The 25,314-nt window shown below is 70.3% G+C and carries 19 protein-coding genes and 1 pseudogene; 6 read left to right on the plus strand and 14 right to left on the minus strand.

What is annotated here, in order from left to right; genetic code table 11:
- The 4 genes from N4G66_RS37325 to pepN all read right to left on the minus strand — a co-directional run.
- The coding region (locus N4G66_RS37325) for a hypothetical protein (RefSeq protein ID WP_261708745.1) at positions 1-537 on the minus strand (537 nt) is incomplete at its 3' end.
- An 81-nt stretch (positions 538-618) separates the two neighbouring features.
- Positions 619-2,067, minus strand: a complete 1,449-nt coding sequence (locus N4G66_RS37330; protein WP_261708746.1) for a recombinase family protein — start codon at positions 2,065-2,067, stop codon at positions 619-621.
- Positions 2,068-2,311: 244 nt separating this feature from the next.
- Positions 2,312-3,367, minus strand: coding sequence for a hypothetical protein (locus tag N4G66_RS37335; RefSeq protein ID WP_261708747.1), 1,056 nt, complete (start codon positions 3,365-3,367; stop codon positions 2,312-2,314).
- A gap of 254 nt (positions 3,368-3,621) precedes the next feature.
- Positions 3,622-6,228, minus strand: a complete 2,607-nt coding sequence (pepN, locus tag N4G66_RS37340; RefSeq protein ID WP_261708748.1) for an aminopeptidase N — start codon at positions 6,226-6,228, stop codon at positions 3,622-3,624.
- Positions 6,229-6,420: 192 nt separating this feature from the next.
- Here pepN and N4G66_RS37345 point away from each other — a divergent pair, with 192 nt between their 5' ends.
- The gene (locus N4G66_RS37345) at positions 6,421-7,089 is read left to right on the plus strand and encodes a DsbA family protein (RefSeq protein WP_261708749.1); all 669 of its coding nucleotides are present in this window, start codon (positions 6,421-6,423) and stop codon (positions 7,087-7,089) included.
- Here N4G66_RS37345 and N4G66_RS37350 read toward each other — a convergent pair whose 3' ends face one another.
- Entirely contained in the window at positions 7,090-7,293 is a 204-nt protein-coding gene (locus N4G66_RS37350; protein ID WP_261708750.1) for a hypothetical protein, read from the minus strand. It lies immediately after the preceding gene.
- 251 nt (positions 7,294-7,544) lie between these two features.
- On the opposite strand from N4G66_RS37350, the gene N4G66_RS37355 reads away from it, so the two are divergent.
- Positions 7,545-8,171 carry a histidine phosphatase family protein gene (locus N4G66_RS37355; protein ID WP_261708751.1) on the plus strand — a complete coding sequence of 209 codons (627 nt, stop codon included), beginning with the start codon at positions 7,545-7,547 and terminating at the stop codon, positions 8,169-8,171.
- Between the two features lie 213 nt (positions 8,172-8,384).
- On the opposite strand, the gene N4G66_RS37360 is transcribed toward N4G66_RS37355, so the two are convergent.
- From N4G66_RS37360 to N4G66_RS37385, 6 genes and pseudogenes are all read right to left on the minus strand, one after another.
- Positions 8,385-9,278, minus strand: coding sequence for a TauD/TfdA dioxygenase family protein (locus N4G66_RS37360; protein ID WP_261708752.1), 894 nt, complete (start codon positions 9,276-9,278; stop codon positions 8,385-8,387).
- 110 nt (positions 9,279-9,388) lie between these two features.
- Complete coding sequence (locus tag N4G66_RS37365; protein ID WP_261708753.1) at positions 9,389-10,777, minus strand: LLM class flavin-dependent oxidoreductase; 1,389 nt, start codon at positions 10,775-10,777, stop codon at positions 9,389-9,391.
- A gap of 185 nt (positions 10,778-10,962) precedes the next feature.
- Positions 10,963-11,697: pseudogene (locus N4G66_RS37370) on the minus strand (ABC transporter ATP-binding protein); the annotation flags it as partial.
- Complete coding sequence (locus N4G66_RS37375) at positions 11,673-12,758, minus strand: ABC transporter permease (protein WP_261708755.1); 1,086 nt, start codon at positions 12,756-12,758, stop codon at positions 11,673-11,675. The pseudogene N4G66_RS37370 and the gene N4G66_RS37375, both read right to left, overlap by 25 nt.
- Positions 12,759-12,763: 5 nt before the next feature.
- Complete coding sequence (locus N4G66_RS37380) at positions 12,764-13,864, minus strand: ABC transporter substrate-binding protein (RefSeq protein WP_261708756.1); 1,101 nt, start codon at positions 13,862-13,864, stop codon at positions 12,764-12,766.
- Positions 13,865-14,405: 541 nt separating this feature from the next.
- On the minus strand, positions 14,406-15,629 hold the full coding sequence (locus N4G66_RS37385; protein ID WP_261708757.1) for an ROK family transcriptional regulator: 1,224 nt from the start codon (positions 15,627-15,629) through the stop codon (positions 14,406-14,408).
- A gap of 879 nt (positions 15,630-16,508) precedes the next feature.
- Between N4G66_RS37385 and N4G66_RS37390 the strand changes: the two genes are divergently transcribed.
- On the plus strand, positions 16,509-17,093 hold the full coding sequence (locus N4G66_RS37390; protein WP_261708758.1) for a biotin transporter BioY: 585 nt from the start codon (positions 16,509-16,511) through the stop codon (positions 17,091-17,093).
- A gap of 228 nt (positions 17,094-17,321) precedes the next feature.
- On the opposite strand, the gene N4G66_RS37395 is transcribed toward N4G66_RS37390, so the two are convergent.
- On the minus strand, positions 17,322-18,041 hold the full coding sequence (locus N4G66_RS37395) for an LPXTG cell wall anchor domain-containing protein (RefSeq protein ID WP_261708759.1): 720 nt from the start codon (positions 18,039-18,041) through the stop codon (positions 17,322-17,324).
- Positions 18,042-18,272: 231 nt separating this feature from the next.
- Here N4G66_RS37395 and N4G66_RS37400 point away from each other — a divergent pair, with 231 nt between their 5' ends.
- Positions 18,273-20,621: a serine/threonine-protein kinase gene (locus tag N4G66_RS37400; protein ID WP_261708794.1), complete on the plus strand. Its 2,349-nt coding sequence runs from the start codon at positions 18,273-18,275 to the stop codon at positions 20,619-20,621.
- A gap of 215 nt (positions 20,622-20,836) precedes the next feature.
- Here the strand turns inward: N4G66_RS37400 and N4G66_RS37405 are convergent, their stop codons facing one another.
- The gene (locus N4G66_RS37405) at positions 20,837-22,324 is read right to left on the minus strand and encodes an amino acid permease (RefSeq protein ID WP_261708760.1); all 1,488 of its coding nucleotides are present in this window, start codon (positions 22,322-22,324) and stop codon (positions 20,837-20,839) included.
- 259 nt (positions 22,325-22,583) lie between these two features.
- Here N4G66_RS37405 and N4G66_RS37410 point away from each other — a divergent pair, with 259 nt between their 5' ends.
- Both N4G66_RS37410 and N4G66_RS37415 read left to right on the plus strand, forming a co-directional pair.
- The gene (locus N4G66_RS37410) at positions 22,584-23,069 is read left to right on the plus strand and encodes a ribose-5-phosphate isomerase (RefSeq protein WP_261708761.1); all 486 of its coding nucleotides are present in this window, start codon (positions 22,584-22,586) and stop codon (positions 23,067-23,069) included.
- Positions 23,070-23,131: 62 nt separating this feature from the next.
- On the plus strand, positions 23,132-23,941 hold the full coding sequence (locus tag N4G66_RS37415; RefSeq protein WP_261708762.1) for an Fpg/Nei family DNA glycosylase: 810 nt from the start codon (positions 23,132-23,134) through the stop codon (positions 23,939-23,941).
- Between the two features lie 132 nt (positions 23,942-24,073).
- On the opposite strand, the gene N4G66_RS37420 is transcribed toward N4G66_RS37415, so the two are convergent.
- Complete coding sequence (locus tag N4G66_RS37420) at positions 24,074-25,303, minus strand: GNAT family N-acetyltransferase (RefSeq protein WP_261708763.1); 1,230 nt, start codon at positions 25,301-25,303, stop codon at positions 24,074-24,076.
- Positions 25,304-25,314 lie beyond the last annotated feature (11 nt).

A 25,314-nucleotide genomic window follows, 5' to 3' on the forward strand; every position in this document is an offset into this window, starting at 1 on the left:
GTCGTCTTGCAGAGGGGTGCCGGGCGCAAAGTGGGCGACGGCAGCGATCAGCTGGCCCTTGTCGAAGTGCCACCCGGTCACTGCCCGCGAGGACATCACCGTATCTGGCGGCACCGGAGCCAGAATCTCCAGGACAGCACGGGACTTCGGGCCGTCACCAGGCAGGGCTGGGGCTCCTTCCCGCCGGGTGACTCCGACGTAGGGCAGGGAGGTAGTGGCTATGACCTGGCGCCACAGTACGAAGCCCGTGATGTCTTCCCAGGGCACGTGGGTGGTGGTGGCCTTGTACCGGGCGGGGCTCCCACCGAGGAGCACGCCTGTCTCGTCCACCCGGAACGCGACCTTGCGGCTCATTGCCACGAACGCCATGAACAACCCTCCCGCGCCGAACAGCGGCAGGCCGAGTATCCGCGCGAGCAATGGCATGCCTGGGAGCAGCAGGGCCGCAGCGAAGATGATGGAGAACACCGCGACTCTTATGGTCTTGGGGTCCCAGCCGTAGCGCGCCTCATACACGGGCGAGGTGTTGCGAGTCATGGCTAGATCATGACAATGCCCAACTCGCTCGGGAAGCCCTGCGGACAGTGCCGTCAAGGGTAGGAGCGCATACGGCGGACCCTAGTCCAGCGAGTTCGGTTTGATCTCCACTCGGTTGGTGTCGAAGCCCCTGCCCTTCCTCGTCGCCGGGAGTACGACTACGGCCGCGAACAGGAATCGGTAGATCGCGTTCATCCGCTCGTAGTCCTCAGCCTCCTCCAGCTTCTTCCAGTTGGCTTCGGCCTCCGGTCCGGCGATGCCCTCCAGGACGGCGATGGGCCGCTTGACCGTCTTCCGCTGGCGCTCCTTCATCCGCTTGAGTACGACGGCGCGCATGGTGTGGAACTCGGCGGTCGTGAAGTCGTCGTCCGTGAGCCAGAGTTGTTTCAGCTCCTCCAGCTTCGCGCGGTCCTTCTCGTCCGCGGTCACGTCGGCCTCGGGACGTGTGGTCGTCGGGGGCTCGTAGCCGGAGGTGTCCAACTTCGTGAGGACCTTGATCGCCACATCGCGGGCGAACGCTTCGAGAGGAACGGCGGAGACGGAGCGTCCGCACTTCTGCTGTCCGACTTCGTCGGCTCGTATGCACCGGTAGTAGGCGTACTGCATGCTGTTGGTGCCGGCCATGCGGACTCCGCATGAGCACGTCGCGACTCCACGCAGCAGGTAGAAGCGGCTCGGTCGCTTCTGGTCGTCTCTGTGTTGCTGGGCCCGGTACTCCCTGAGCCGTTGAACCTCGTCCCACTGGCCGCGGTCGATGATGGCCGGCCACGTCCCGGTTCCCACTTCCTCGCCCTGGTGGATGCGGACACCCGCCACGAAGTTGGACGACAGCAGACGGCGGACGTGCTCCGGCTGCCAGGTCCTGCCCTTGGACGTCGCCACTCCCCGCGCGGTCAGATCCTGGGCCAAGTGCATGGGTGACTCGCCGTCCAGGTACCGCCGGAAGACCTCGCGGACGATCTCCGCCTCTTCCTCGATGATCGCCTGACCGTTGCTCGTGTAGCCGTAGGGGCGACTGCCCACATGCGGCCTGCCCTCGCGGGCCTTGTCCTTCAGGGCATCCTTCAGCCGACGTGACGCGTCGTCGGAGGAGCGGCAGGCGTGAGCCACCTCGATGCGGAGGATGAACCGGTCGTCGGGGTCCGAGAGATCGCGCCGGTTCGCCTCGCCGTGCAGAAGTACGCGCTTGTCGTCGGCTATCGAGAGGAGCTCTTCGAGGTCCTTGGGCTGCCGCATGAGGCGGTCGGGGTGGTAGACGATGACGTGCCGGATCTCTCCGTCCGCCATCGCGCGCAGCATTTCCTCCCACCCGGGACGCTTGCGGTTGCGCTGCCACGCCGAACGGTTGTTGTCGACGTAGATGTGGGCCGACTCGACACCGAGTTGAAGGCGTTCGGCGATCTCTCGGCAGATGCGCTCCTGCCGGTCGACTCCGGTCTGGTCCTCGTCCTTGGTGTGCGAGATGCGGCAGTAGATGGCGGCGGGCTCACCCGGGGTGATCGCGGCCTTGGCTAACTTAGGTCGGCTCATGCAAAACACTGTATGAGCCCGGTACGACCTCGATCACCAGCAGTGCGGTGTTCGGGCGATCGGGCAGGGTCGTCATCAGGGTCTCCTGTCTCTCGTCATGCTCTTCACAGCAGCCGCGTCCGGCCATGGATCCTCTGCTCGACCACACTAGATCCGGGCACTGACAACGACACCGGAATGCGGGGAGGGGCCCGCGAGAACACCTCGTGGGCCCCTCCCTCCCCTCCGGGTGCCGCCCGGTCCGTCACCACCGGGGCAGTACCACGACATGCGCGGCCGGATCGCGGTCGTTCGCGGCCATCAGCGCGGTGCGCACGACCGCGGCCTGCTGCTCCATCGCGTCCCGGAGCCCCCGCGGGGTGATGCGGACGACGGTGATGCCCAGCCGCTCCAGGTACTCGCGCTTGCGGGCGTACGCGGACCGCGCCGCGTCCTCGTCCTGGCGCGGGGCGCGGGTGTCCAGTTCGACCGCCACCGCCTGCTCGGGCCAGTACGCGTCCAGACCCCCGAGGTGCGGACCACCGGGCAGTCGCAGGTCGACGTTCCAGACCGGGTCGGGCAGCCCGTGTTCGCCGACCATCCGGTACAGGCGGTTCTCCGCGATCGCCCTGCCCTCCGCCACCAGCGAGTCCACGGCGTCCACCACGTGCGGGCGGCCGAGCAGCCGGGCCGCCGTCAACTCCTCCACGACCGGCCGCGGTTCGCAGTGACCGCGGCGCACCGCCTCGGTCAGCAGCCCGCGCACGGCCTCCGCGTCGGTCAGCTCCGCGACCGCGTCGGCCAGCGCGCGCGGCACGGCGGCGACCGGGACACCGGCCACGAACACGGGGGCGGGCAGCGTCGTCGTGCGCACGATACGGACGCAGCCGGTCGAGCGCAGCCGGCGCAGACGGGGGACCAGCACGTCGATCGTGTCGAGGGAGTCCAGCACCGGTGCGGAGGTGAAACCGTGCAGGGCCAGTGCCGCCAGGCCGGTGATCAGCGCGTCCGCGGGGGGCGGGGTGGTGCGCGGTTCGTCGGAGACCGGCTGGGCGGGGATGGCGGCCGCCGTGCGGGCGGCGGGGGTCCGGGCGGCGTAGAGCAGCGCCGCGTGCAGCCGTTCCTCGGGGGTGGGCGGGCCGGGACGCAGGAGGAAGACGCCGGGAAGGATCCGCTGCCAGGGCCCGTCGGGCCGGCACCGCTCGTTGGTGTCCGCGGTGGTCACGCCGCGGCCGCGCAACTGGGCGGTGGTCAGGACCCGGTGCCGCACGGGCGACGAGTGGCGGAAGGGGTGGGGGGAGAGCGGGGTGCTGTGGTTCATGAACCGGGGATTCCCGCCCGGCGCCCGCTCTCTAACCGCTGTTACCCGCTCGTCGGCAAATCGGGACAAGCGCGCCCTGAGGTACGGGCGTTCGAGTGCCGAAAGGCGCTGGTCCCGCGGGTGATTAATACGGGTTACGGCTCTGAATACCTGCATTTCGTAACCAGTGCGCGCAGGTGATCATTTCACCGGAGGGGACGCCGGGCGCGGATGGCGCCGGTGCCCCCTCCGGTGTGGTTCGCACAGGGCGGGTGTCAGCCCGCCGTGGCGATGTCGCAGGCCTGCCCCCGCAGCGCCCGGGCCAGATCGTCCCGCGACTCCAGCACCAGCCGTCGCAGGGCGGGCGGTGCGTCCTCGTGCGACGCGAGCCAGGCGTCCGTCGCCTCCAGGGTCTCCGGGGAGTCCTGGAGCGAGGGGAACAGCCCCCGGACGATGTCCATGCCGATCTGGATGGACCGCTCGGCCCAGACGCGGTCGATCGCGGCGAAGTACTTGGCGGCGTACGGCGCGAGCAGGTCCCGTCGGGACGGCTGGACGAAGCCGGAGATGGTCGCCTCGACGAGGGCGTTGGACAGCGCGTCGGATTCCACGACAGCCGCCCAGGCCTGGGCCTTGACCGCCGCCGAGGGGCGGGCGGCGAGGCAGCGGACCTGGTGCCGCTTGCCCGATGCCGTGTCGTCGCGGGCGAGTTCGGCGGCGAGGACGGACTCGTCGGCGGCGCCCTGCGCGGCCAGCGGCTCCAGGAACGCCCAGCGCAGCTCCTGGTCGACCTCCAGCCCGTCGATCTTGGCCGTCCCCTCCAACAGGCCCTGGAGCAGCTGGAGATCGGCCTCGCTCGACGCGACGTCGGCGAAGAAGCGGGCCCAGGCGAGCTGGTGCTGGCCGCCCGGCTCGGCGAGCCGCAGCTCCTTCAGCGCACCCTCGGCGAGCAACTGCCCGCCTTCCGCGCGCCAGTCGGGCGCCACGTAGTTGACGAGCGCGGAGTTCGCCCAGGCGTGCAGCATCTGGAGAACGCCGATGTCGGACTCGCGGCCCGCGAAACGCAGCACCATGGCGATGAAGTCCCGGGCGGGCACGATCGCGTCGCGGGTGAGATTCCACAGCGCGGACCAGCACAGGGCCCGGGCCAGCGGGTCGGTCATCTCGCCGAGCCCGTCCCGCAGCGTGGCCAGCGAGCCCTCGTCGAAGCGGATCTTGCAGTACGTGAGGTCGTCGTCGTTGACGAGGACGAGCTCGGGGGCCTCCGCTCCGACCAGGTCGGTGACGACCGTGCGCGGCCCGTCCACGTCCACCTCGGCGCGCGCGTAGCGGGCGAGCGAGCCGTCCCCGCCCTCGAGCGGCGACCGCCGCCGGTAGAGGCCCACGGCCACGCGGTGCGGGCGCAGTTCGGGATGGGACTCGGCGGCCTCCTGGATGATCGCCAGCTCGGTGACGCGTCCTTCGGAGCTCAGGATCACCTGCGGGGTGAGGGAGTTGACGCCCGCGGTCTGGAGCCAGGACCGGGACCAGGCGGCCATGTTCCGTCCGCTCGTCTCCTCCAGGGCCGACAGCAGATCGCCGAGGCGGGTGTTGCCGTACGCGTTCCGCTTGAAGTAGCGGCGGGCGCCCTCAAGGAAGGCGTCCTGCCCGACGTACGCCACCAACTGCTTCAGGACCGAGGCACCCTTGGCGTAGGTGATGCCGTCGAAGTTCAGCTTGGCGTCCTGCAGGTCGCGGATGTCGGCCGTGATCGGGTGCGTGGACGGCAACTGGTCCGCGCGGTAGGCCCAGGCCTTGCGGCGGTTGGCGAACGTGATCCAGGCGTCGGTGAAGCGGGTCGCGCCGACGTTCGCGAACGTGCCCATGAAGTCGGCGAAGGACTCCTTCAGCCACAGGTCGTCCCACCACACCATGGTGACGAGGTCGCCGAACCACATGTGCGCCATCTCGTGCAGGATGACGTTCGCCCGCGCCTCGTACGACGTCTGCGTCACCTTGCCGCGGAAGATGTACTCCTCGCGGAAGGTGACGAGCCCCGGGTTCTCCATCGCGCCGAGGTTGTACTCGGGCACGAACGCCTGGTCGTACTTCCCGAAGGGGTACGGGTAGTCGAAGTGGTCGTGGAAGAAGTCCAGCCCCTGCTTGGTCACCAGGAAAACGTCGTCGGCGTCGAAGTGGGGGGCCAGGCCCTTGCGGCACATCGCGCCGAGGGGGATCTCCAGCTTCGTACCGTCGTCGAAGGTGCGGGAGTAGGAGTCGGTCACGTAGTGGTACGGGCCCGCCACGACCGCCGTGATGTACGTCGAGATCGGCTTCGTCCCGGCGAACTTCCACACGCCGTCGGTGAGTTCACCGGCGCCGTTGCTCCAGACGGTCCAGTCCTCCGGGGCCCGTACCTCGAAGCGGAACGGCGCCTTGAGGTCGGGCTGCTCGAAGTTCGCGAAGACGCGCCGGGCGTCGGCGGGCTCGTACTGCGTGTACAGATACACCTCGCCGTCCTCGGGGTCGACGAAGCGGTGCATGCCCTCGCCGGTGCGGGAGTAGGCGCACTGGGCGTCCACGACGAGTTCGTTCTCGGCGGCGAGGTCCTCCAGCCGGATCCGGGAGCCGTCGAAGACCTCACCCGGGTCGAGGTCCCTGCCGTTGAGTGAGACGGCCGTCACACGCGGCGCGATCAGGTCCGAGAAGCTCGTCGCGCCCGGCTCGGCGCAGCGGAAGCGGAGCGTGGTGACCGAGCGGAAGGTGCGGGGCTCACCGGCCGCCGTGCCGGGCTCCGTCTCCCCGACGGCCGAGCGCAGGTCGAGGAAGACGTCGTAGCTGTCGACGGACAGCAGTGCCGCCCGCTCCTGAGCCTCGTCGCGGGACAGATTCTCACCGGGCACGGCTGCACTCCCTCATGGCGTCATAGACATGTGCGAACAGGGCCGATCCTGCCATGTGCTCCTTACAACGGGCGCTGTGACGGCGCAGACACAGGGGAATCCCTAGGACCCGTCGGAATCGCACAGACACACGGGAATGACGTGGGCGAGTGCCGGTGTTGCCACGGGAAAGACCGCATTCCGAGGAGAGCCATGCCCGAGCAGACCGCTCAGACCAGTTCCGGCAAGACCCCCGTCGACTTCTGGTTCGATCCGCTGTGCCCCTGGGCCTGGATGACCTCGCGCTGGGTGCTGGAAGTGGAGAAGGTCCGCGACATCGAGGTCCGCTGGCACGTCATGAGCCTCGCCGTACTGAACGAGCCCAAGCTGGACGAGCTTCCCGACCACTACCGCGAGATGCTCGCGACCACGGCGTGGCAGTCCGTCCGGGTGGTCACCGCCGCCTGGCAGAAGCACGGCGACGACGTCCTCGGCCCGCTGTACACCGCGCTCGGCACCCGCTTCCACAACGACGGCACGGGCCCGACCAAGGAGGCGATAGCCGGCGCCCTCGAAGAGGTCGGGCTGCCCGCCGACCTGATCGACTACGCCGACCAGGACGACTTCGAGTTCGACGCAGAGCTGCGCGCCTCCCACAAGGAGGGCATCGACAAGGTCGGCCAGGACGTCGGCACCCCGGTCATCGCCGTCCCCGGCGCCGACGGCGAGCAGCTCGCCTTCTTCGGCCCGGTCGTCACCCCCACCCCCAAGGGCGAGGACGCCGCCAAGCTCTGGGACGGCACGCTCATGGTCGCCTCGGTGCCGGGCTTCTACGAGATCAAGCGCACGCGTACGGCGGGACCGGACTTCAGCAACCTGTAGTCACGTGGTCCTGGGCTCGGGAAAGTTGTCGCCGTCGCGCCAGTTGCTCCAGCGCTGGAAGCGGCGGCAGCCCTGACGGGTGCAGCGATGGTAGGCGGCCGGGTCGTCCACCCGCTTGATCCGCCGTACGGCCTCCTCCTCGTCCCTGGTGAGCTTGCGGAACGTCTGCAGGGGGCCTCCGCAGTTCGGGCAGCGCACATCCACGGCGATACCTCCGTATGAGAACGGGCCGTGCGAGAAACGGTCCGCGTGAGAACGGACGGAAAAGGGCGAGAAGCATCCGGGTGCCGAACGCCGGCCCCGCGAGCGTATGCGCCCGCGGGGCCGGCGGTGGGGCGGAATCACCGTTCGCCGGCCCGTACGCCCGGTTCGGGGTGAACCGGAGCGGCGCGGTCGGTTCCCGGTCCCCTCGCGGCGCGTACACGGGCCCGCCCCGACCTGGATACTGCGGCCTCATGAGTACTACGAGCCGCAGTACGACCCTCCTCCTGGCCCGGCACGGGCAGACCGTCTGGCACGCGGAGAACCGCTACGCCGGAGTGAGCGACGTCCCCCTCACCGACGAGGGCCGAGCCCAGGCGGAAGCCCTCGGCCGCTGGGCAGCCGCGCACCCGGTCGACGCGATCTGGACCTCGACCATGTCCCGCGCCGTCGCCACCGCCGAGCCCGCCTGCCACGCCCTCGGGCTCGTCGCGCACCGCGAACCCGCCCTGCGCGAATGCGACTTCGGGGTGGTGGAGGGCAGTACGCTCGCCGAGTTCGAGCTGGAGAACCCGGTCCGGGCCAAGGCGTTCCGGGCCGATCCGGTGTCGTACCCCTTCCCGGAGGCGGAGGATCCGCGCACCGCGGCGGCCCGTGGCACGCGCGCCCTGCGCCAGATCGCCGCGGCCCACCCCGGTGAACGCGTGCTGGTCGTCGCCCACAACACCCTGCTGCGCCTGGTGCTGTGCACCGCCCTGTCCATCCCGCTGGGCGAGTACCGCCGGGTCCTGCCGAGTCTCGGCAACGCGGCGGTCACCGAACTCCGGGTGGAGGACGGGTCGGCCGCCCTGCTCTCGCTCAACGTGCCGTGCGCGCCGTGACGGGGCCCGCGCGTCACACCCGCGTGGGACGTGGGGTGTGTGTCCGAGCGCCTGCCGCGTTCCGAGGGCGCCGGGGAGACGCGTCCGGGCACGCGAAAGGGGCCCACGCGTGAACCGTCCGTCACGTGAGGGCCCCTTCGGCGAGGCGGCACACCGGTCAGGCGCGGCTACGCGCCTGCCGCCGGCCAGGGCCGACCGCCGCCGGGAACAGCGTCATGCGGCCACCGAGGTGTAGTGCGAGGCGTCGCCCGCGATCGAGTAGCTCTCCTTGCCCTCGATGCCGACCGGCACGTCACCGGCGACCGTCACACGGTGCAGGCGGCGCGGCTGACCGTCGTAGTTGTCGATCGCGTAGTGCTGGGTGATCCGGTTGTCGAACAGGACCAGCTGGTTCGGGGACCAGCGCCAGCGCAGGATGTTCTCGGGCCGGGTCACGTACGACTGGAGCAGGTCGAGGATCTTGCGGGACTCGCCCACCGACAGCCCGGCGATCCGCTGGGCGAACCCGCCGATGAACAGCCCGCGTTCACCGGTCAGCGGGTGGACCCGGACGACCGGGTGGGCGGTGCGGAACTTGATGGACGTGAACTGGGCCCGCTGCGCGGCTTGTTCCTCGTCGATGTTCTCGTCCGGTACCGCGTAGTCGTAGTCGTTGGTGTGCTCGGCCCACAGGGTGTCGGCGAGCGCGCGGAGCGGTTCGGGCAGATCGCGGTAGGCGGCCGCGGAGTTGGCGATGAGCGTCTCACCGCCGTACGGCGGGACGGTGATGCTGCGCAGGGTGCTGGCCTGCGGAGGGTTGAGCACGAAGGTCACGTCGGTGTGCCAGTGGTTGGCGCGGCCCCGCTCGCTGTCCACGGGCAGCACGTTCGGGGCGCCGTCCACGGCGGGCACGGTGGGGTGCGCGGTGGTGAGGTCGCCGAAGTGGCGCGCGAAGGCCTGCTGGCCCTCGTCGTCCAGGTCGACGTCGTCGAAGACCAGCGCCTTGTGCTGGTTGAGGGCGGTACGCAGGGCGGCGGCGGTGACGTCGTCCAAGGGCTTGGAGATGTCGACGCCGGCGACACGGGCACCGATGTGCGCGGTGACCTTCTGGATCTCGATGTCGGTCATGGGTGCGGGTCCTTTCGGAACGGCGGATCGGACAGGAGCAGTGGCAGTGGCAGTGGCAGTGGCAGGGAGGGGGAGGGGGGAAGAGGAAGGGGAAGGAGACGTGCGCGGGTTCAGGCGGTTGCGGTTGCGGTTGCGGAGGCGGGAGTGGAGGCGGGTGCGGTGGTCGGGGACGGGATCGCGTACTGGTTGGCCGGCCGGGGGAGGCCGTAGCGCTCCCGCAGGGTCTGCCGGGGCCCGTACTCCCGGCGGAGCAGGCCCCGGTCGCGCAGGATCGGCACCACGTGGTCCACAAAGAGGTCGAGGCCGGAGGGCAGCACGGCGGGCATGATGTTGAAGCCGTCGGCGGCGCCCCGCAGGAACCACTCCTCGATCGCGTCGGCGACCTGCTCGGGCGTGCCGGCGAAGGTCAGATGGCCCCGCCCGCCGCCGAGCCGGCCGATCAGCTCGCGCACGGTCAGCCGCTCGCGCCTGGCCAGCTCCACGACGAGGGTGTAGCGGCTCTTGGCCCCCTCGATCGCGCTCTCCGGCGGCAGATCGGCGGGCAGCTGTGCGTCGAGGCCGAGGGTGCCCGGCTCCAGGCGCAGCAGATGCTCCAGGCGGTTCAGCCCGTGCTCGTGGACGATGTGGTCCTCCAGGACACGTTCGTGGGCGCGCGCCTCCGCCTCCGTCGAGCCGATGACCGGGACGATGCCGGGCAGGACCTTGATGTGGTCCGGGTCCCGGCCGGCCCGTGCGGTACGGGACTTGAGGTCGGCGTAGAAGTCCTGGGCGTCCGCCAGGGTCTGCTGGGCGGTGAACACCGCTTCCGCGTACCGGGCCGCGAACCGCTTGCCGTCCTCCGACGAGCCCGCCTGCACGAGGAGCGGGTAACCCTGCGGTGTGCGGGGCACGTTGAGGGGGCCGTCGACGCTGAAGTACGTCCCCTTGTGGCGCGCGGGATGGATCTTGCCGGGGTTGCCCCAGACGCCCGCCGCCTTGTCGGCGACGACCAGGTCGTCCTCCCAGCTGTCCCAGAGCTTGAGCGCCACGTCCAGGAACTCGGCGGCGCGCTCGTAGCGGGTGGCGTGCGCCGGCTCCTCGTCGAGACCGAAGTTGCGGGCGGCCTCCGCCCCCGCGGTGGTGACGATGTTCCAGCCCGCGCGGCCACCGCTGATGTGATCCAGGGAGGCGAATCTGCGGGCCAGGTTGTAGGGGGAGTTGTAGGAGGTGGAGGCGGTGGCGATCAGGCCGATGTGCTCGGTGGCCGTGGCCAGCGCGGTGAGCAGGGTGATGGGTTCGAGGGCACCGGACGGGCGCTGGCCCACGCTGTTGAAGAGGACCGGGCCGTCGGCGAGGAAGAGGGAGTCGAAGGTGCCGCGTTCCGCGATCCGGGCGAGACGTACGTAGTGGGCCGTCTCGACATGGGCGTACGGGTCGCTCTCCGGGAGCCGCCAGGAGGCCTCGTGGTGGCCGGTGTTCATCAGGAAGGCGTTGAGGTGGAGCCGGCGCGGACTGGTCACGGGTGCTTCTCCTTCCGGTGCGCGGACACGTCGTGCCCGGCGACGCCGACCGCCGTTCCGTCCGGCCCTGCGGCGACGTCGTTTGCCGTTCCGCCCGGTCCTGCGGCGGGCTGTGCCGTCGCTCGGTCCGGTTCCGCGGCGGGGTGTGCCGCCGTTCCTCCGCGTTCCGATGCCTCCGCTGGTCCTGTCACGTCCTCGGTCACCCCGAGGGCGTTCAGCAGGCGGTCGCGGTACTCGCCGAGCAGCGGATCGCGGTACGAGCGGGGATGCGGGCGGTCGATGGCCAGGTCGAGGCCGATACGTCCGTGGTCGAGCACGAGCACCCGGTCGGCCAGCACGATCGCCTCGTCCACGTCGTGCGTGACGAGCAGCACCGACGGCCGGTGGCGCTCCCACAGCTCGCGCAGCAGTACGTGCATCCGGATCCGGGTGAGCGCGTCCAGCGCCCCGAACGGTTCGTCCGCCAGCAGCAGTTCGGGTTCCCGTACGAGCGAACGGGCCAGGGCGGCACGTTGCGCCTCCCCGCCCGACAGCTCGTTGGGCCAGGCCCGTTCGCGTCCCGCGAGTCCTACCTCGGCGAGGGCCGAGCGCCCCTTCTCCGCCGCCTCACGGCCGTCCGTGCCGAGCAGGACGTTGTCGAGGACCCGGCGCCAGGGCAGCAGCCGGGAGTCCTGGAAGACGACGGACACCCTGTCCGGGGCGGTGAGCCGCCCGCTCCCGGCGACGCCGTGATCGAGGCCGGCGATGGCGCGCAGCAGCGTGCTCTTGCCGGAGCCGCTGTGTCCGAGCAGGGCGGTGAACTGGCCCGCCGGGAGGTCGAGGTCGATTCCGTCGAGGACCGTACGCCCCTCGAACGACCTGGTGAGACCACGCAGTCGGACTGTGTGGGAACGGGTCAGCTGCTGAGTGTGCGTCGCCACGACAGCACCTTTCGTTCGATGAGACGAACCGCGCTGTCGGAGACGAGCCCGAAGATGCCGTAGATCAGCAGGCCGACGAGGATGATGTCGGTCCGGCCGTAGTTCTGGGCCTGGAACATCATGTAGCCGAGGCCGCTGGTGGCGTTGATCTGCTCCAGGACGACCAGGGAGAGCCAGGAGGCGGTCACCCCGAGCCGCAGTCCGACGAAGAAGCCGGGCAGGGCGCCGGGGATCACGATCTCCCGGACGAAGCGGAGCCTCGACAGCCCCTGGACCTCGGCGAGTTCCACATACCGGTGGTCGATGCCGGACAGGGCGGAGTGCAGGTTCAGGTAGATCGGGATGTAGACGACGATGGCGATGATCGCGATCTTGAAGGTCTCGCCGATGCCGAGCCAGAGGATGAACAGCGGGATCAGACCGAGGGTCGGGATCGCCCGGTTGAGCTGCACGGTCCCGTCGATCAGCGCCTCCCCGACCCGGCTGAGCCCGGACGCGAGGGCGAGGACGACTCCGGCGGTCAGGCCGAACCCGAATCCGTATCCCGCGCGCTCCAGGGACGTCAGCACATCTGTGGGCAGGGTGCCGTCGGTCCACAGATGACCGGTGGTCCTGAGCACAGTCCAGGGCGCGGGGATCGCGCCGGGATCCAGTTGTCCGGCGGCGGACGCGACGGCCCACAGCGCGAGGAACAGCGCCGGGCCGATCAGCCGGGAGGCGGGCAGCCGCTTGCCGGGCGCGAGGCCGCGGCGCCGGGGACGAGGAGACCGACGGAACCGACGACTGTCGGCCTTGGTTTCGACCGCCTCGGCTCCGTCCGCCTCGGTCGCGACCGGTGCGGGCGGGGCGGGGGCCGCGGCCGGCCCGGTGCCGGTGCTCGTGTCGGCTGCGGTTCCGGTTCCGGTTCCGGTTCCGGCGTCGGCGTCGGTGGGCGAGGTGGGGATCGAGTCGGTGACGGATACGGAGGTGGAGGCGGGGGTGGGGGCGGCTTCGTCCGTGATAGCGGTCGACGGTGTGTCGGAGGCCGCGTTCCTGGTCGTGGTCGTGGTCCTGGTCGTCATGGCCGTCACCTCTGGTATTCCGCGGGTACGGACTTCGCCGCGATGGCCTCGAAGCGCCGGTCGAAGAGCGAGTCGACCTTGAACTCCTTCACGAAGCCGCCCTCCGCCAGCAGATCGGCGGTCTCCTGCTCCCATTTGACGGCCTCGTCCCAACTCGGCGGGAACAGCGGCTTGTTGGCGAGTGCGGTGATCGACTGTGCCTGTGCGAGGGTGAGGTTCTGCGTCTTGACGTAGAACTCCTTGTTCCAGGCGTCGGGGTGCTCGTAGGCCCATACCTGGCCCTTGGCCCAGCGCGGGATGTACGCGGCGACCGCTGCCGCCTTCGCGCGGTCGGCCAGCACCGAGGCCGGCGCCCAGAGCAGGTTGAGCAGGTCCACCACGTCGGTGTCGATGGTGTGGGCGCCCTTGGGCCCGTACTGCTTGAGGTAGGCCGGTGCCTGGCTGTTGGCGAGCGGGGCGACATCCACCTGGCCCGCCTGGAGCGCGGTGAGGAACTGGTTGCTGGTCAGCGGTACGAGGGTCACGTCGCCGTAGGCGATGCCGGCCTGCTTCAGGGCGCGCAGCAGGACGACACCCTGTGCCTGGCCCTGCGAGAAGGCCAGTTTCCTGCCCTTGAAGTCCTGTACGTCATGGATGTCGCTGCCGGGCTTGGTGGCGAACAGATAGTTGGGCTTGCGGGTGATGTTGATCGCGACGATCTTCGCGTCGAAGCCCTGGAAGTGCGCCTGGATCGGCGGGATGCCCGCGTTGTTCCCGACGTCCAGGGACTTGGCGCGGAAGGCGTTGATGACATCGGGACCGGCACCGATGTTCACCCAGTCGGAGACGGTGAACGGCAGACCGGACAGCCCCGCCAGCTTGAACTGCAGTTGCTGGACGCCTTGGTACGAGGCGACCGTGAGCTTGGTCCCCCGCGGCACCTTGCCGGACAGGGGCGCCGATATGTCCCCCTGGGACCGGGCGTCGGCCGCATCGGCACCGGCGCAACCGCTCAGCCCCGCCGCCGCGGCGACACCGAGCAGGGAGGACAGGAACACGCGCCGGTCGACACCGGACCTGGAGGGGGACGAGGAGGACAAGGGGGAAGGCGGGGACAGTGGTGGCATGGAAGGACTCCAGGGTTCCAAGTGGCGGGAGGGCGCGCGGAGTTCCGGGCAGGGCGAAGCCGGAACGAAGCGAGGCGCGCCGATGGGGGCACACGCCGATGGCGTGCCTGAGAGGACGAGCCGACCGGGGGCGACGACAGCCGGACGGTCCGCGCGGGCGACGTCGGTCGGATCGGTCCTCGGTGCGCCGACGGCCGACTGAACCTTCTGGGCTGCGAAGGCCGGTCGATCTTCCGCGTGACGGCGTGAGGCGCGACGGCGTGAGCGCGTGACGGCGGCCGATCGGTTTCCAGGGCGAAGGGCGCCGAGTGAACCTCAGCGCTTCAACGGGATCAGCCTGTCAACGGGATCAGCCTGTCAATGGACCGGCGTGTCAGCGTGGTCGCGGATCAGCGACAACGGGTCAGCAACAACGTGTGCGTGCGACCCGCATCAGGTCGACCACACGGCACTTGGTGAGCGGAACCTGCACCCGCGCGCTGCTCATGCACACGATGCTCCTGTCCGGGAACGAGCCCTGTCAACATTCCGAGTTTCTGAATTAATTCGCTCCCGGTGGGGAGCCCGAAGAGCCCGGGCGCGAGCCCGAGGAACCCAGCGGATCGCGGTACAGGACGTCGAGCGCGACCGACCCACCCGCCACGGCCAGCACCGAATCCGGGAAACTGGTCGGGACGACCGCGGAGGCCCGCTCCGGTCCCACCGCCTCGCGCAGCGCACCGAGGCAGTCCTCCCGGTGCACGGCACCGATCTCGGTGACGACGACCGTCTCCGGGTTGAGCACGTCGAGCAGCAGCCGCGCCGCCCGCCCGACCATCCGGGACCGCTCCAGCAGCAGCCGTACGGCCCGTGGGTCGCCGTCGGCCGCCGCGGAGACCACGTGCAGGGGATTCAAGCCGCCGATGACACCCAGCTCCCTGGCCCGCCGGCTCAGTGTCCTTTCGCTCAGTTCGGCCTGGAGGCAGCCCGTCCGTCCGCAGTCGCAGCGCTCCGAGCCGCCCGTCAGGGGCAGATGGGCGATCGCCCCGGCCTGCGAGCGCGGTCCGTAGTGCACCTGGTCGTGGGTGGCGAAGGCGGCATCGACCACATTGCCGACAAAGAGATGCAGCAGGCTCCGGCTTCCCCGGGCTCGCCCGAACAACCGCTCCCCGTTGACCAACGCCCGTGCGTGGCCGTCCACATGGACCGGCAGTCCCGTGCGCGCCCCGATGGCCTCCCGGACGGCGACATCGCGCCAGCCCAGCAGCGTGTGCTCCACGATCGTGCCGGAGTCCGGGTCCACCCAGCCGCCGGCCGCCACCCCGATGCCCAGGGCGGTACGGCCGGGGGCGCCGGCGAAGAGGGCGGCGAGCCCGTCCGCGGCGTTCGCTAGAACGAGTCCCGGCTCGGTGCGGTCGTGCCGGAGACGCTTCTCGGCGACGACCCGCCCGCGCAGATCCAGCAGCGCGACGGTCGTGTACGGCACGGCCACGTGCACCCCGCCGACCACGAACTGGGAGCGGTCCAGGTCGACCGGGAGATGCGGCCGCCCGACCCCGCCCGACCGGCGGGGCGCGGTGGCCTCCCGGATCAGGCCCCGTTCGGTGAACCGGGCGCAGTAGTCGGTCACCGACGCCGGGGAGAGCCCGGTCAGCCGGGAGATGGTGCTGCGGGCGACCGGCCCGTGCTCCAGCACCGACCGCAGGATCACGCTGGCGCTGGCCCGGCGCCGGTCGAGTACGGGGGAGGGCGGGGACGTCGAAGGGGGTGCCACGGTACTGGCCATGGAGTTCATCCTCGGGAGCTGGTCCGGCACTGCGCCGTCACGTACGCCACGTCACAACGAATGCGACGTGCGACTGGTGTGGTCCGCTGTGGTCTCGTCGCGGCGAGCCGGATCCGCTCCGCCTCGCCTCAGGACGGGCGGCGACAGGTGGCAGTGCCCTGGCGTCGCAGGTCGACATAGCGACGCGACGCGAAGTTCAGGGCCTGGGGAACCATGGGGTGAAGGGTAGGGGTCGGCCGGGGGACCTGCCAGGTACGCCCAAGGACCGGACAGTCGGGGCACGTTCCCGCTCCGGCCCGCACCGGATCCCGTCGGATCGGCCGGGTCGGCGTCCCCGAGGAGCGCGCGACGCGCATCGCGGGTCCGCAGGCGCAACGCCCGCCGGACGCGAGGGGCGCACCTCGGCCCGGAGGCGGACGCGGACGCGGAGGTGTAGATGGAGGCGGAGATGGACTCGGGGTTGGAGACGGGGTTGGAGACGGAGTTGGAGACGGGGTTAGGGGCGGAGATGGAGGCGGAGTGCTCGCAGGGGTGACGGGCTGCGGTCCGGCGGCGGGAGGGCCCGGCGGGCCGGCGCCGCGTAAGCCCGGTGAGGGTCGGGCGGAGGCCGACGCCGCGCAAGTCTCTTTGGTGAGTCTCCACAGTCCCGGCCCCGAACCGTTCCGTAACGGAAACGACGTCACCTCAGTGACCAGCATCACCTCGGCACAGGTGTACCGGGCACTCTTTGTAAGGAGCCCACCAATCTCCGGATCCGCGCTTTGTCGAGCACTGACGGTGATCACCCGTATGCCCCTGGGATAGCGTCACCGTGTCCCGACCTGTCCTCCCCCGAGCTCCCCGTGAGCCAAGGGGGTACCCCCGTTCGCCGGAGTCCTCATGAGCACCGCTGTCGCCACGCCCTCCCGACCCGGCGAGGTCCTCGCCGACCTTCTTCCGGCCTCCCGCGTCCGTGACGTCGCCCTCGTGCTCGGCGGTGCCGCACTCACCGGCCTCGCCGCCCAGATCTCGCTGCCCGTCCCGGGTTCCCCGGTGCCGGTGACCGGCCAGACCTTCGCCGCGCTGCTCGTCGGCACGGCGCTCGGCGCGCGCCGCGGCTTCCTGTCGCTCGCGGTGTACGCGCTGGTCGGCATGGTCGGTGTCCCGTGGTTCGCGGACGGCGGCTCCGGCGCCGCGGCACCGTCCTTCGGCTACATCCTCGGCATGCTGCTCGCGTCCACCGTCGTGGGCGCCCTGGCCCGCCGCGGCGCCGACCGCTCCGTGCTGCGCATGGCGGGCACGATGCTCCTCGGTGAGGCGATCATCTACGCGATCGGCGTTCCCTACCTGGCTCTGGCCACCGGCATGTCGGCGAGCGCGGCCGTCGCGGCGGGCCTCACCCCGTTCCTGATCGGGGATGTCCTCAAGGCCGCCCTGGCGATGGGCGTCCTGCCCACGGCATGGAAGCTCATCGACAAGAAGTGACACCCGCGTCGGTGACGTGATGGCGTCAGCCCTCAGTCGACACCTGCGTCGGTGACGTGATGGCGTCAACCGTCGTGTGACACCCATGTCGGTGACGTGACGAGGTCACCGGCCATATGGCGCTCGCGTCCGTGACGTCGTCGTTCCGTGCAAGAGGCTCGCCGGGTCGTGTTCCGAACTCGACCCGGCGAGCCTCCGCGCGTTTTCACCCGGTGCCGCGCCCGGCGGTCACTGTTCCTGCCGGGGCCTGCGGCTGACCCACCACAGCCCCGCGGCTCCGGCCGACATCAGTGCCGCGCCCGCCATGCCGAGCGGCAGACCCTCGGTCCCGGCGCCGGTCTCCGGCAGCCGGTCGCCGCCCGGTGCCACCGGCTTGTTGTCGGTGCCCAGCAGCAGCGGGGTCGCCGGGGCGTTCGGCGACGGGTTCGTCGTACCGAACGGAACCGGGCCCTGCTGCCAGTACGTCTTCTTCCCGTCGCTCGTCTGGACCGGGAGGCAGATCTTTCCGGTCCTGCTCAGATCGAACGTCGCGTCGACGGCGTACGATTTCGACTTCCCCACCGCGAGATTTCCGGTGGAACAGATGAAACCGCTGTTGGACCCCTTGGGGAGATCCTTTTCGGCCATGGCGGTGCAGCCTTTGACGTTTTTGACCTTCAGGCCGTCGAAGCCGACCACCAACAGCCTGATATCGCCGCTTTCCTTGGTCCCTTCGTTCTTTACCGTGGCGGTAATAGCCGTCTTCTGAGTACTGTTGTCGACCGAGATCTTCTCCGGCAGCAGCGTGGTCACCTTCACGCCCGCCGGCGGCTTGTCCATGGCCTTTCCGCCCTTGCCGCTCCCCGGTCCCTGGTCGTCCGCGACGGCGGTGTAGGAAAGGATCATCACGGTCGAGAAGCAGGCCGTGAGCAGCGATCCCGTAATGGTCGTCGTCCGACGAGAACTCATGTTCGCCCCCCTTGGCTACGCCTGAATTCGCAGTACTTGAAGAGGTACCACAAGATTTCTCCGCACTATGCTGGTACGGCCTGAAGTGTGACCATTGTGTTTCTGCTGTGGCGGGCGATTGTGGCTGATGTTGAGGGGGTGCAGAGATTGTCGGCGAACGTACAGGGTGGTGTTCCGGGATTATTGGTGACCGGACGTTACCGGCTGGTCGAGAGTATTGGTCAGGGGGGAATGGGGCGGGTGTGGCGAGCCGCCGACGAAATGCTCGACCGGCAGGTCGCGGTCAAGGAAATGCGCATAGACGGACTCGATCCCGAGGACACCCGCACGCGCCGGGAACGCACCCTGCGCGAGGCGAGAGCGACGGCCCGGATCGACCATCCGGGCGTCGTCCGCATCTACGACGTCGTGGACGCGGGCGAACGGCTGTGGATCGTCATGGAGCTCGTGGCCGGCCGCTCCCTCGAACGCATCGTGGTCGAGGACGGACCGCTCGACACGCGCGAGGCCGCCCGCGTCGGGTTCGAACTGGTCCGGGCACTGCGCCAGGTGCACGCCCAGGGAGTGCTGCACCGCGACATCAAGCCGGGCAACGTACTGGTCGAGCGCGCCGGACGGCATCGCGTCGTCCTCACCGACTTCGGCATCGCCGCGCTTCAGGACGCAGAGGCGCTCACCATGGTCGGCATGCTGGTCGGTTCCCCCGACTACATGGCGCCCGAGCGGATCTCCGGCCGCCCGCAGGGCCCGCCCTCCGACGTGTGGTCCCTGGGCGCCACGCTCTGCGCGGCCCTCGGCGGCCGCTCCCCGTTCTCCCGCTCCACCACCCTCGCGACCCTGCACGCGGTTCTGTACGAGGAACCAGAACTCCCCTCTGGGGCAGGCGAGTTGCAGGAGATCCTGGCAGCCCTGCTGGAGAAGGACCCGACCGTACGGCCCGGTCTGGAGGAACTTGAGGCAGGTCTTGAGGAACTCGTCCGCCCGCCGAGGACGGGGACGAGGACCCGGAGTCCCGCGGGACCGCCGACAGGGGAGCCCGAGTACGACGTCGCCTCCCCGTTCGAGTACGGGACCGCGCGCGAACCCGCTCCCGGGAACCGCCCCGCGCACCAACCCCTCCCCGAGTCGGATCACTTGTCGGCCCGCACCCTGGACGCGAACCGTGATTCGCAACCCGAACCGGCCCCCGAACCGACCTCCGAACCGGCCCCCGAGCCGGCATCCGAGCCAGCGCCCGATCCGGCCCCGGAACCCGATCCGACCCCGGGCCGTGAGCGGAATCCGACGCCGGGCCGTGAGCGGACCGGGCCGACCGAGGGGCATGACCTGGCCGAGTCGGCCACGCGCGCCCTGCTGGACGTCCAGTTCGTGAGGGCGGCGCGGCAACCCCCGGTGGACCTTCCCGAAGCCACTCCACCTCCGGGCGGACATCGCACCGACACGAGCGATCCGCGGGAGCCGGGGCCCACGCGGATCACGGAACCCGAACCCGTACTCGCAGCCGAACCTGAACCCGAAACCGAACCTGTACTCGAAGCCGAAGCCGAACCTGGACCCGTACTCGCAGCCGAACCTGAAGCCGAAGCCGAACCCGGGAACGAGCCGGAGTACCACTCCGTGCACGACGCCGTCCCGATCCGGCCGACTCCGACCCTGAAGAGCCCGCCCGGCTTCCGGAAGGATCCTCAGGCGCGTTCCCCGGAACCCTCCGCGGTCTCCGGACCCGAAGCCGTCACCGGGGGCCCCGACGCGCAGGCGACGGCCAACGCCTCCACCGAAGTCCCCTCCGAACCCCGCGCGGAGCCCAGTTCGCCGACCCCGTCCGAACCGCGCGCGGAGCCCGGCACGGGTGCTCCCTCCCAACTGCCCACGGCACCCGTGCCCGTAGTGCCGCCACTGGGTGAACTCCCGGACCCAGCCGTATCGTCCGGCTCCGCCGAGGGCCGGAGCCAGAGTCGCGGTCGGCGGCGTACCGGATTCGCCGCCGCCGGGGTCGTCGCGGCGGGAGCCGTCGCCTGGGCCGTCGTAGCCATGACCGGCGGACCGCCCGGCGGCAGCACCGGTGCCGCCACGGGCTCGTCCACGTCGACGGCCTCCACCACCGGCGGCCCCTCGTCCCGGGCACCCACCGTCGAGGGCACCTCACGCCCGCCCGGCCTGCCCCCGGGAGCGCACCGGGAGGCCGGCGGATACGCGTGGGTGACGCCCAAGGGCTGGCGGCGCGATCTGCAGACCGGCTCCGAGGTGCACTACACCTCGCCCGACGGCGCCCAGGAACTGGCGGCCAAGTCCTCCCTCGCCAAGGGGCATCTGATGGACACCTGGACGACCTCCGAGCGGAACGCCCGCCAGGGGCAGGACTACCGGAAGATCCGGCTGGAGGAGACGACGTTCCGGGGCCGGACCGCGGTCGTCTGGGAGTACACCTTCACGCTCAAGGGGGTGAGCTGGCACGCGCGGCTGCTCGGCTTCGACGCCGACGGGAAGTCGTACCAGATCAACACCTGGTACCACCAGGACATCGAGGACCAGGCCCTCACGGTCTACAACCAGGTCAAGAACAGTTTCACCGTGCTGTGAGCCGGCGGCCGTCGCCGCGGCCCGGACGGAGGACGCGGCAGGAGGCGGACGCGGCAGGAGGCGGACGCGGCAGGAGACCGACGCCACCGCGGCCCGCCCGGCGGAAGAGCGGAAGAAACCGCGGCCCGCCCGGCGGTAGGCGGAAGCAAGGGAACGCGGGAGGGGCCCGCGGCGATGTGCCGCGGGCCCCTCCTCGCTCAGGCTTCGGCGGCGGGTCAGGCGCGCACCTCGGCCTGGGTCTCATCGCGGGAGCCGCTCGTGAACGGTTGCGCGGCCGGCCGGGCACCCGCGCCGGCCTTCTGCCGGACGAAGGCGATGACCAGCACGATCGCCGCGACGAGCAGCGACAGCAGCACGGTCTCCCGGCCGTCGTGTTCGGTGTCGGTCAGCATGTAGCCGAGCACGAAGACGATCATCGCGGCGGTCGCCCAGGTCAGGTACGGGTAGAGCCACATCCGCACGACGAGCTTCTCCGGCGCCTCGCGCTGGATGATCTTCCGCATCCGCAGCTGCGAGAAGCAGATGACGAGCCACACGAACAGGGCGACCGCACCGGAGGAGTTGACCAGGAAGAGGAAGACCGAGTCCGGGAACTTGTAGTTGAAGAAGACGGCCACGAAGCCGAACACGACCGAGACGACGATGGCGGTCATCGGCACACCGCGTCGCGTGGTCCGGGCGAACGCCCTCGGCGCGTCCCCGCGCTGACCGAGCGAGAAGGCCATCCGGGAGGCGGTGTAGAGGCCGGAGTTGAGGCAGGACAGCACGGAGGTCAGCACGATGACGTTCATGATCTGACCGGCGTGCGCGATGCCGAGGGAGTCCAGAGCCGCGACGTAGGAGCCCTTGTCCTTGATCGACGGGTCGTTCCACGGCAGCAGGGCGATGACCACGAGGATCGAGCCCAGGTAGAAGACGGCGATACGCCAGATGATGCTGTTCGTCGACTTGGTGACGGCCCGCTGCGGGTCCTCGGACTCGCCGGCGGCGAGGGTCGCGATCTCGCTGCCCATGAAGGAGAAGACGACCAGCAGCACACCGGTGAGGATCGCGCCGGGCCCGTGCGGCAGGAAACCGCCGTGCTCGGTCAGATTGCCCAGGCCGGCCTTGGGGGCGTCCACACCCGGCAGTACCCCGAAGATCGCGAGAGCGCCGACCACGATGAACGCGCCGATCGCCACGACCTTGATCCCGGCGAACCAGAACTCGAACTCGCCGTACGAGCCGACCGAGACCAGGTTGGTGGCCGTCAGCACCACCATCACGATGAGCGCCCAGCCCCACTGCGGTACGGCGGGCATCCATCCTTCGAGGATCTTGGCACCGGCGGTGGCCTCCACGGCCAGCACCACGACCCAGAAGAACCAGTACAGCCAGCCGATGGAGAAGCCGGCCCAGCGGCCGAGCGCGCGGTCGGCGTGCGCGGAGAACGAGCCGGAGGTCGGGTTGGCGGCGGACATCTCACCGAGCATCCGCATCACCAGCACCACGAGCGTGCCGACGAGGGCGTACGAGAGCAGGATGCCGGGGCCCGCGGTGGCGATGCCGGAGCTGGAGCCCACGAAGAGCCCGGCACCGATGACACCGCCGATGGCGATCATCGACAGATGACGGTTCTTGAGTCCGGCCTGGAGGCCGCCACCGGGTTCTCCGGGGCCTCCGGGGGCCTGTGCGGCCTTCGTGGGGGTCGGCTGCGAGGTCATGAGGGGGATTCCTTTGCGCCGGATGAGCAGATTCCCGTACAGAGCGCCCAACCCGTACGAGCGGTGTACGGGGCACGCACTGATCCATCGTGTGGACCGGCGTACGAGTTGGTCCAGTGAAACGGAGGCAAAGAGATTCGTGAACCTTTGAATCCAGATCGTTACTTGAGGTTTCCTTGAGGTTCTGTAGGATTGCTCGCGCTTTTCCAGTGCGGCCCCCGGCGAGGCCGATCCGAAACGGCCGTGTCACACTCGGAACATGCGCGTGTATCTCGGCTCCGATCATGCCGGTCTCGAACTGAAGAACCACCTCGTCGAGTGGCTCAAGGCCGCCGGCCACGAGCCCGTCGACTGCGGGCCCCACATCTACGACGCCCTGGACGACTATCCGCCGTTCTGCCTCCGCGCCGCGGAGCGCACCGTGGCCGACCCGGGCGCCCTCGGCGTCGTGATCGGCGGCTCCGGCAACGGCGAGCAGATCGCCGCGAACAAGGTCGCCGGCGTACGGGCCGTACTCGCCTGGAGCGAGGAGACGGCGGCGCTGGGGCGCGAGCACAACAACGCGAACGTCATGTCCGTCGGCGCCCGTATGCACACCCAGGAAGAGGCGACGAAGTTCGTCGAGACCTTCCTCGACACCCCCTTCACCGGCGAGGAGCGCCACGTCCGCCGCATCGAGATGCTCGCGGACTACGAGACGACCCGGGAACTCCCGCCGATCCCGGCCCACCACCCGCAGGCGTAGCACCGCCGGGCGGACGTGCCGACGGGCCGTCGGGCCTCGGACGAGAGACAGCAGGAGGACCGGTGCCCGAGGGGCACACCATTCACCGGCTCGCGGAGGACTACCTCGCCGCGTTCGGTGGCCGCGGCGTCCATGTGGCCAGCCCCCAGGGCAAGTTCAGTGACGCCGCGGCCCTCCTCGACGGATCGGTCCTGACCGCGGCGCAGGCCCACGGCAAGCACCTCTTCCTCGGCTTCCGTCCGGCGCAGTGGATCCACATCCACCTGGGCCTCTTCGGCAAGGTCGGCTTCGGCGGCATGCCCGCCCCGCCGCCCACGGACACCGTCCGTCTCCGGCTCACGAACGACACCGCGTACGTCGACCTGCGCGGCCCCACCACCTGCGCCCTGATCGCGGACGACGAGAAGCGCGCGATACACGACCGCCTCGGACCGGACCCGCTGCGTCCGGACGCCGACCCGGCGGCGGCCTACCGCCGGATCTCCCGCAGCCGTACGACGATCGCCGCCCTGCTCATGGACCAGAAGGTCATCGCGGGCGTGGGAAACGTCTACCGCGCGGAGGTCCTCTTCCGGCACGGCATCGATCCGTACCGCGCGGGGAAGGACCTCGGCGCGACGGAGTGGGACACGATCTGGGCCGACCTCGTGGATCTCATGCGCGAGGGTGTCCGCAACAACCGCATCGACACGGTCCGCCCGGAGCACACCCCCGAGGCGATGGGCCGTCCGCCGCGCGTGGACGACCACGGCGGCGAGGTCTACGTGTACCGCAGGGCCAACCGGCCCTGCCACATCTGTGGCGGCGAGATCAGCACCGCCGATCTCGCCGCCCGTAACCTCTTCTGGTGCCCGACCTGCCAAAAGGCCTGAATCCGGGCCGAGTCGGGACCTGGCGCCGTGGCCTGCCCGCCGGACCCGGTCCGGCAGCCGATGTGCGGTCACCGGGTCCTGCGCGGCATGCACGCCGGCCCCCGTCCGGCGGCCGGGCGCGGTCACCGGGTACTAGAACCCGTGCGGCAGCCAGGGCGCGACCACCGAGGTGAACGCCATCGACGCCTCCGCCAGCGCTCCCTGCCGCAGTTCACGCACCAGGCCGCCCGCCGCGAGCGAGGCCAGCGACACCCCGCCGAGATAGACCATGCCCAACTCCCGTACGGACAGGGCGAGATCGGGGGCGTCCTCGGTCCGGACGCACGACGCCCCCTTCGCGTCGCCGGTGAGCCGCCAACGCCCCTCGTTCCAGGGGCAGAAGGAGTCCTCGACCTCGAACACCATGTCCAGCGGGGCCTGATAGGTCCGCGCCTCCAGCGCGGCCCCGACGTCGACGAGCCGTACATGCAGCGCGTCCTTCATCTGCAGCCGGCAGCGGCGGATGTCGGAGACCATGTGCTGCCAGGCCTCGTCCACGGGGCGGCCCCGGGTGTGCAGCGTGGTCGTCAGGTCGATGTCGAAGAGGAACCGCCACAGCGCGGCCCGCACCGCCGGGTCCACTCCCTCCAGATCCACCATCATGACCGCCCCGTCGTGCCCGGACGGGCCCCACTCGGGCTTGACCCGGAAACGCGTGTAGCCCACGACCTCGCCGTCCCGCTCGGCCACCACACACTGCAACGGTGAGGCGCCGCTGCGCTGGTCCTCGGTGTCGAGCACCCCGAGCCGCTGCCAGCCGGGCTGCCGGGCCAGCATCCCGGGACGCTCCGGTACGAGCCGCGCGTACACCGCCTCGCACGCGTCCAGCACCTCCCTGGGCACCGCGTAGCGCAGCCGTACGTCGTCGGTCCCGGGCGGTACGGACAGACGTACGCGACTGGTCTCGATCTCCGCGCGGATCTGCAAGGTCCCGATGCCATAGCCGAACCGCCCGTAGATCGCCGGCTCCGACGCGGTCAGGACGGCGAGCGGCTCGCTCCAGGTACGGATGTCGTCCAGCTGGCGGCGCATCATCGTGGTGAGCACCCCGCGCCGCCGGTGGGTGGCCGCGACGCTCACCGCCGTGATCCCGGCCGCCGGTACCGAGGCGCCGCCGGGGACCGTGACGCGGAAGGAGAAGGCCCCCGCCGTACCCACGCACTGCTCGCCGTCCCACACCCCCAGCGAACGGTCGTACTCTGTGAGCGCGTTCCACAGTTCGCGCTCCTCGGACGACTCCGCCACACCTCCGAACGCGCGGATCAGGTTGTCGTACCACTTGTCCCAGTCGGCCTGCCGCAGCACCCGAACGTCAGTCGTCATAGCCCATGCCT

This window comes from Streptomyces rhizosphaerihabitans (genome assembly GCF_025399795.1).
GTDB classification, from domain to species: domain Bacteria; phylum Actinomycetota; class Actinomycetes; order Streptomycetales; family Streptomycetaceae; genus Streptomyces; species Streptomyces rhizosphaerihabitans.

Bases quoted from the DNA above. Each gene is read 5' to 3' on its own strand.
- N4G66_RS37400 (WP_261708794.1), top strand. From the start codon at position 18,273: ATGGGGCGGGTGTGGCGAGCCGCCGACGAAATGCTCGACCGGCAGGTC.
- N4G66_RS37385 (WP_261708757.1), bottom strand. From the start codon at position 15,629: ATGGCCAGTACCGTGGCACCCCCTTCGACGTCCCCGCCCTCCCCCGTA.
- N4G66_RS37355 (WP_261708751.1), top strand. From the start codon at position 7,545: ATGAGTACTACGAGCCGCAGTACGACCCTCCTCCTGGCCCGGCACGGG.
- N4G66_RS37330 (WP_261708746.1), bottom strand. From the start codon at position 2,067: ATGAGCCGACCTAAGTTAGCCAAGGCCGCGATCACCCCGGGTGAGCCC.
- N4G66_RS37395 (WP_261708759.1), bottom strand. From the start codon at position 18,041: ATGAGTTCTCGTCGGACGACGACCATTACGGGATCGCTGCTCACGGCC.
- N4G66_RS37380 (WP_261708756.1), bottom strand. From the start codon at position 13,864: ATGCCACCACTGTCCCCGCCTTCCCCCTTGTCCTCCTCGTCCCCCTCC.
- N4G66_RS37420 (WP_261708763.1), bottom strand. From the start codon at position 25,303: ATGACGACTGACGTTCGGGTGCTGCGGCAGGCCGACTGGGACAAGTGG.
- N4G66_RS37335 (WP_261708747.1), bottom strand. From the start codon at position 3,367: ATGAACCACAGCACCCCGCTCTCCCCCCACCCCTTCCGCCACTCGTCG.
- N4G66_RS37390 (WP_261708758.1), top strand. From the start codon at position 16,509: ATGAGCACCGCTGTCGCCACGCCCTCCCGACCCGGCGAGGTCCTCGCC.
- N4G66_RS37375 (WP_261708755.1), bottom strand. From the start codon at position 12,758: ATGACGACCAGGACCACGACCACGACCAGGAACGCGGCCTCCGACACA.
- N4G66_RS37410 (WP_261708761.1), top strand. From the start codon at position 22,584: ATGCGCGTGTATCTCGGCTCCGATCATGCCGGTCTCGAACTGAAGAAC.
- N4G66_RS37405 (WP_261708760.1), bottom strand. From the start codon at position 22,324: ATGACCTCGCAGCCGACCCCCACGAAGGCCGCACAGGCCCCCGGAGGC.
- N4G66_RS37345 (WP_261708749.1), top strand. From the start codon at position 6,421: ATGCCCGAGCAGACCGCTCAGACCAGTTCCGGCAAGACCCCCGTCGAC.
- N4G66_RS37360 (WP_261708752.1), bottom strand. From the start codon at position 9,278: ATGACCGACATCGAGATCCAGAAGGTCACCGCGCACATCGGTGCCCGT.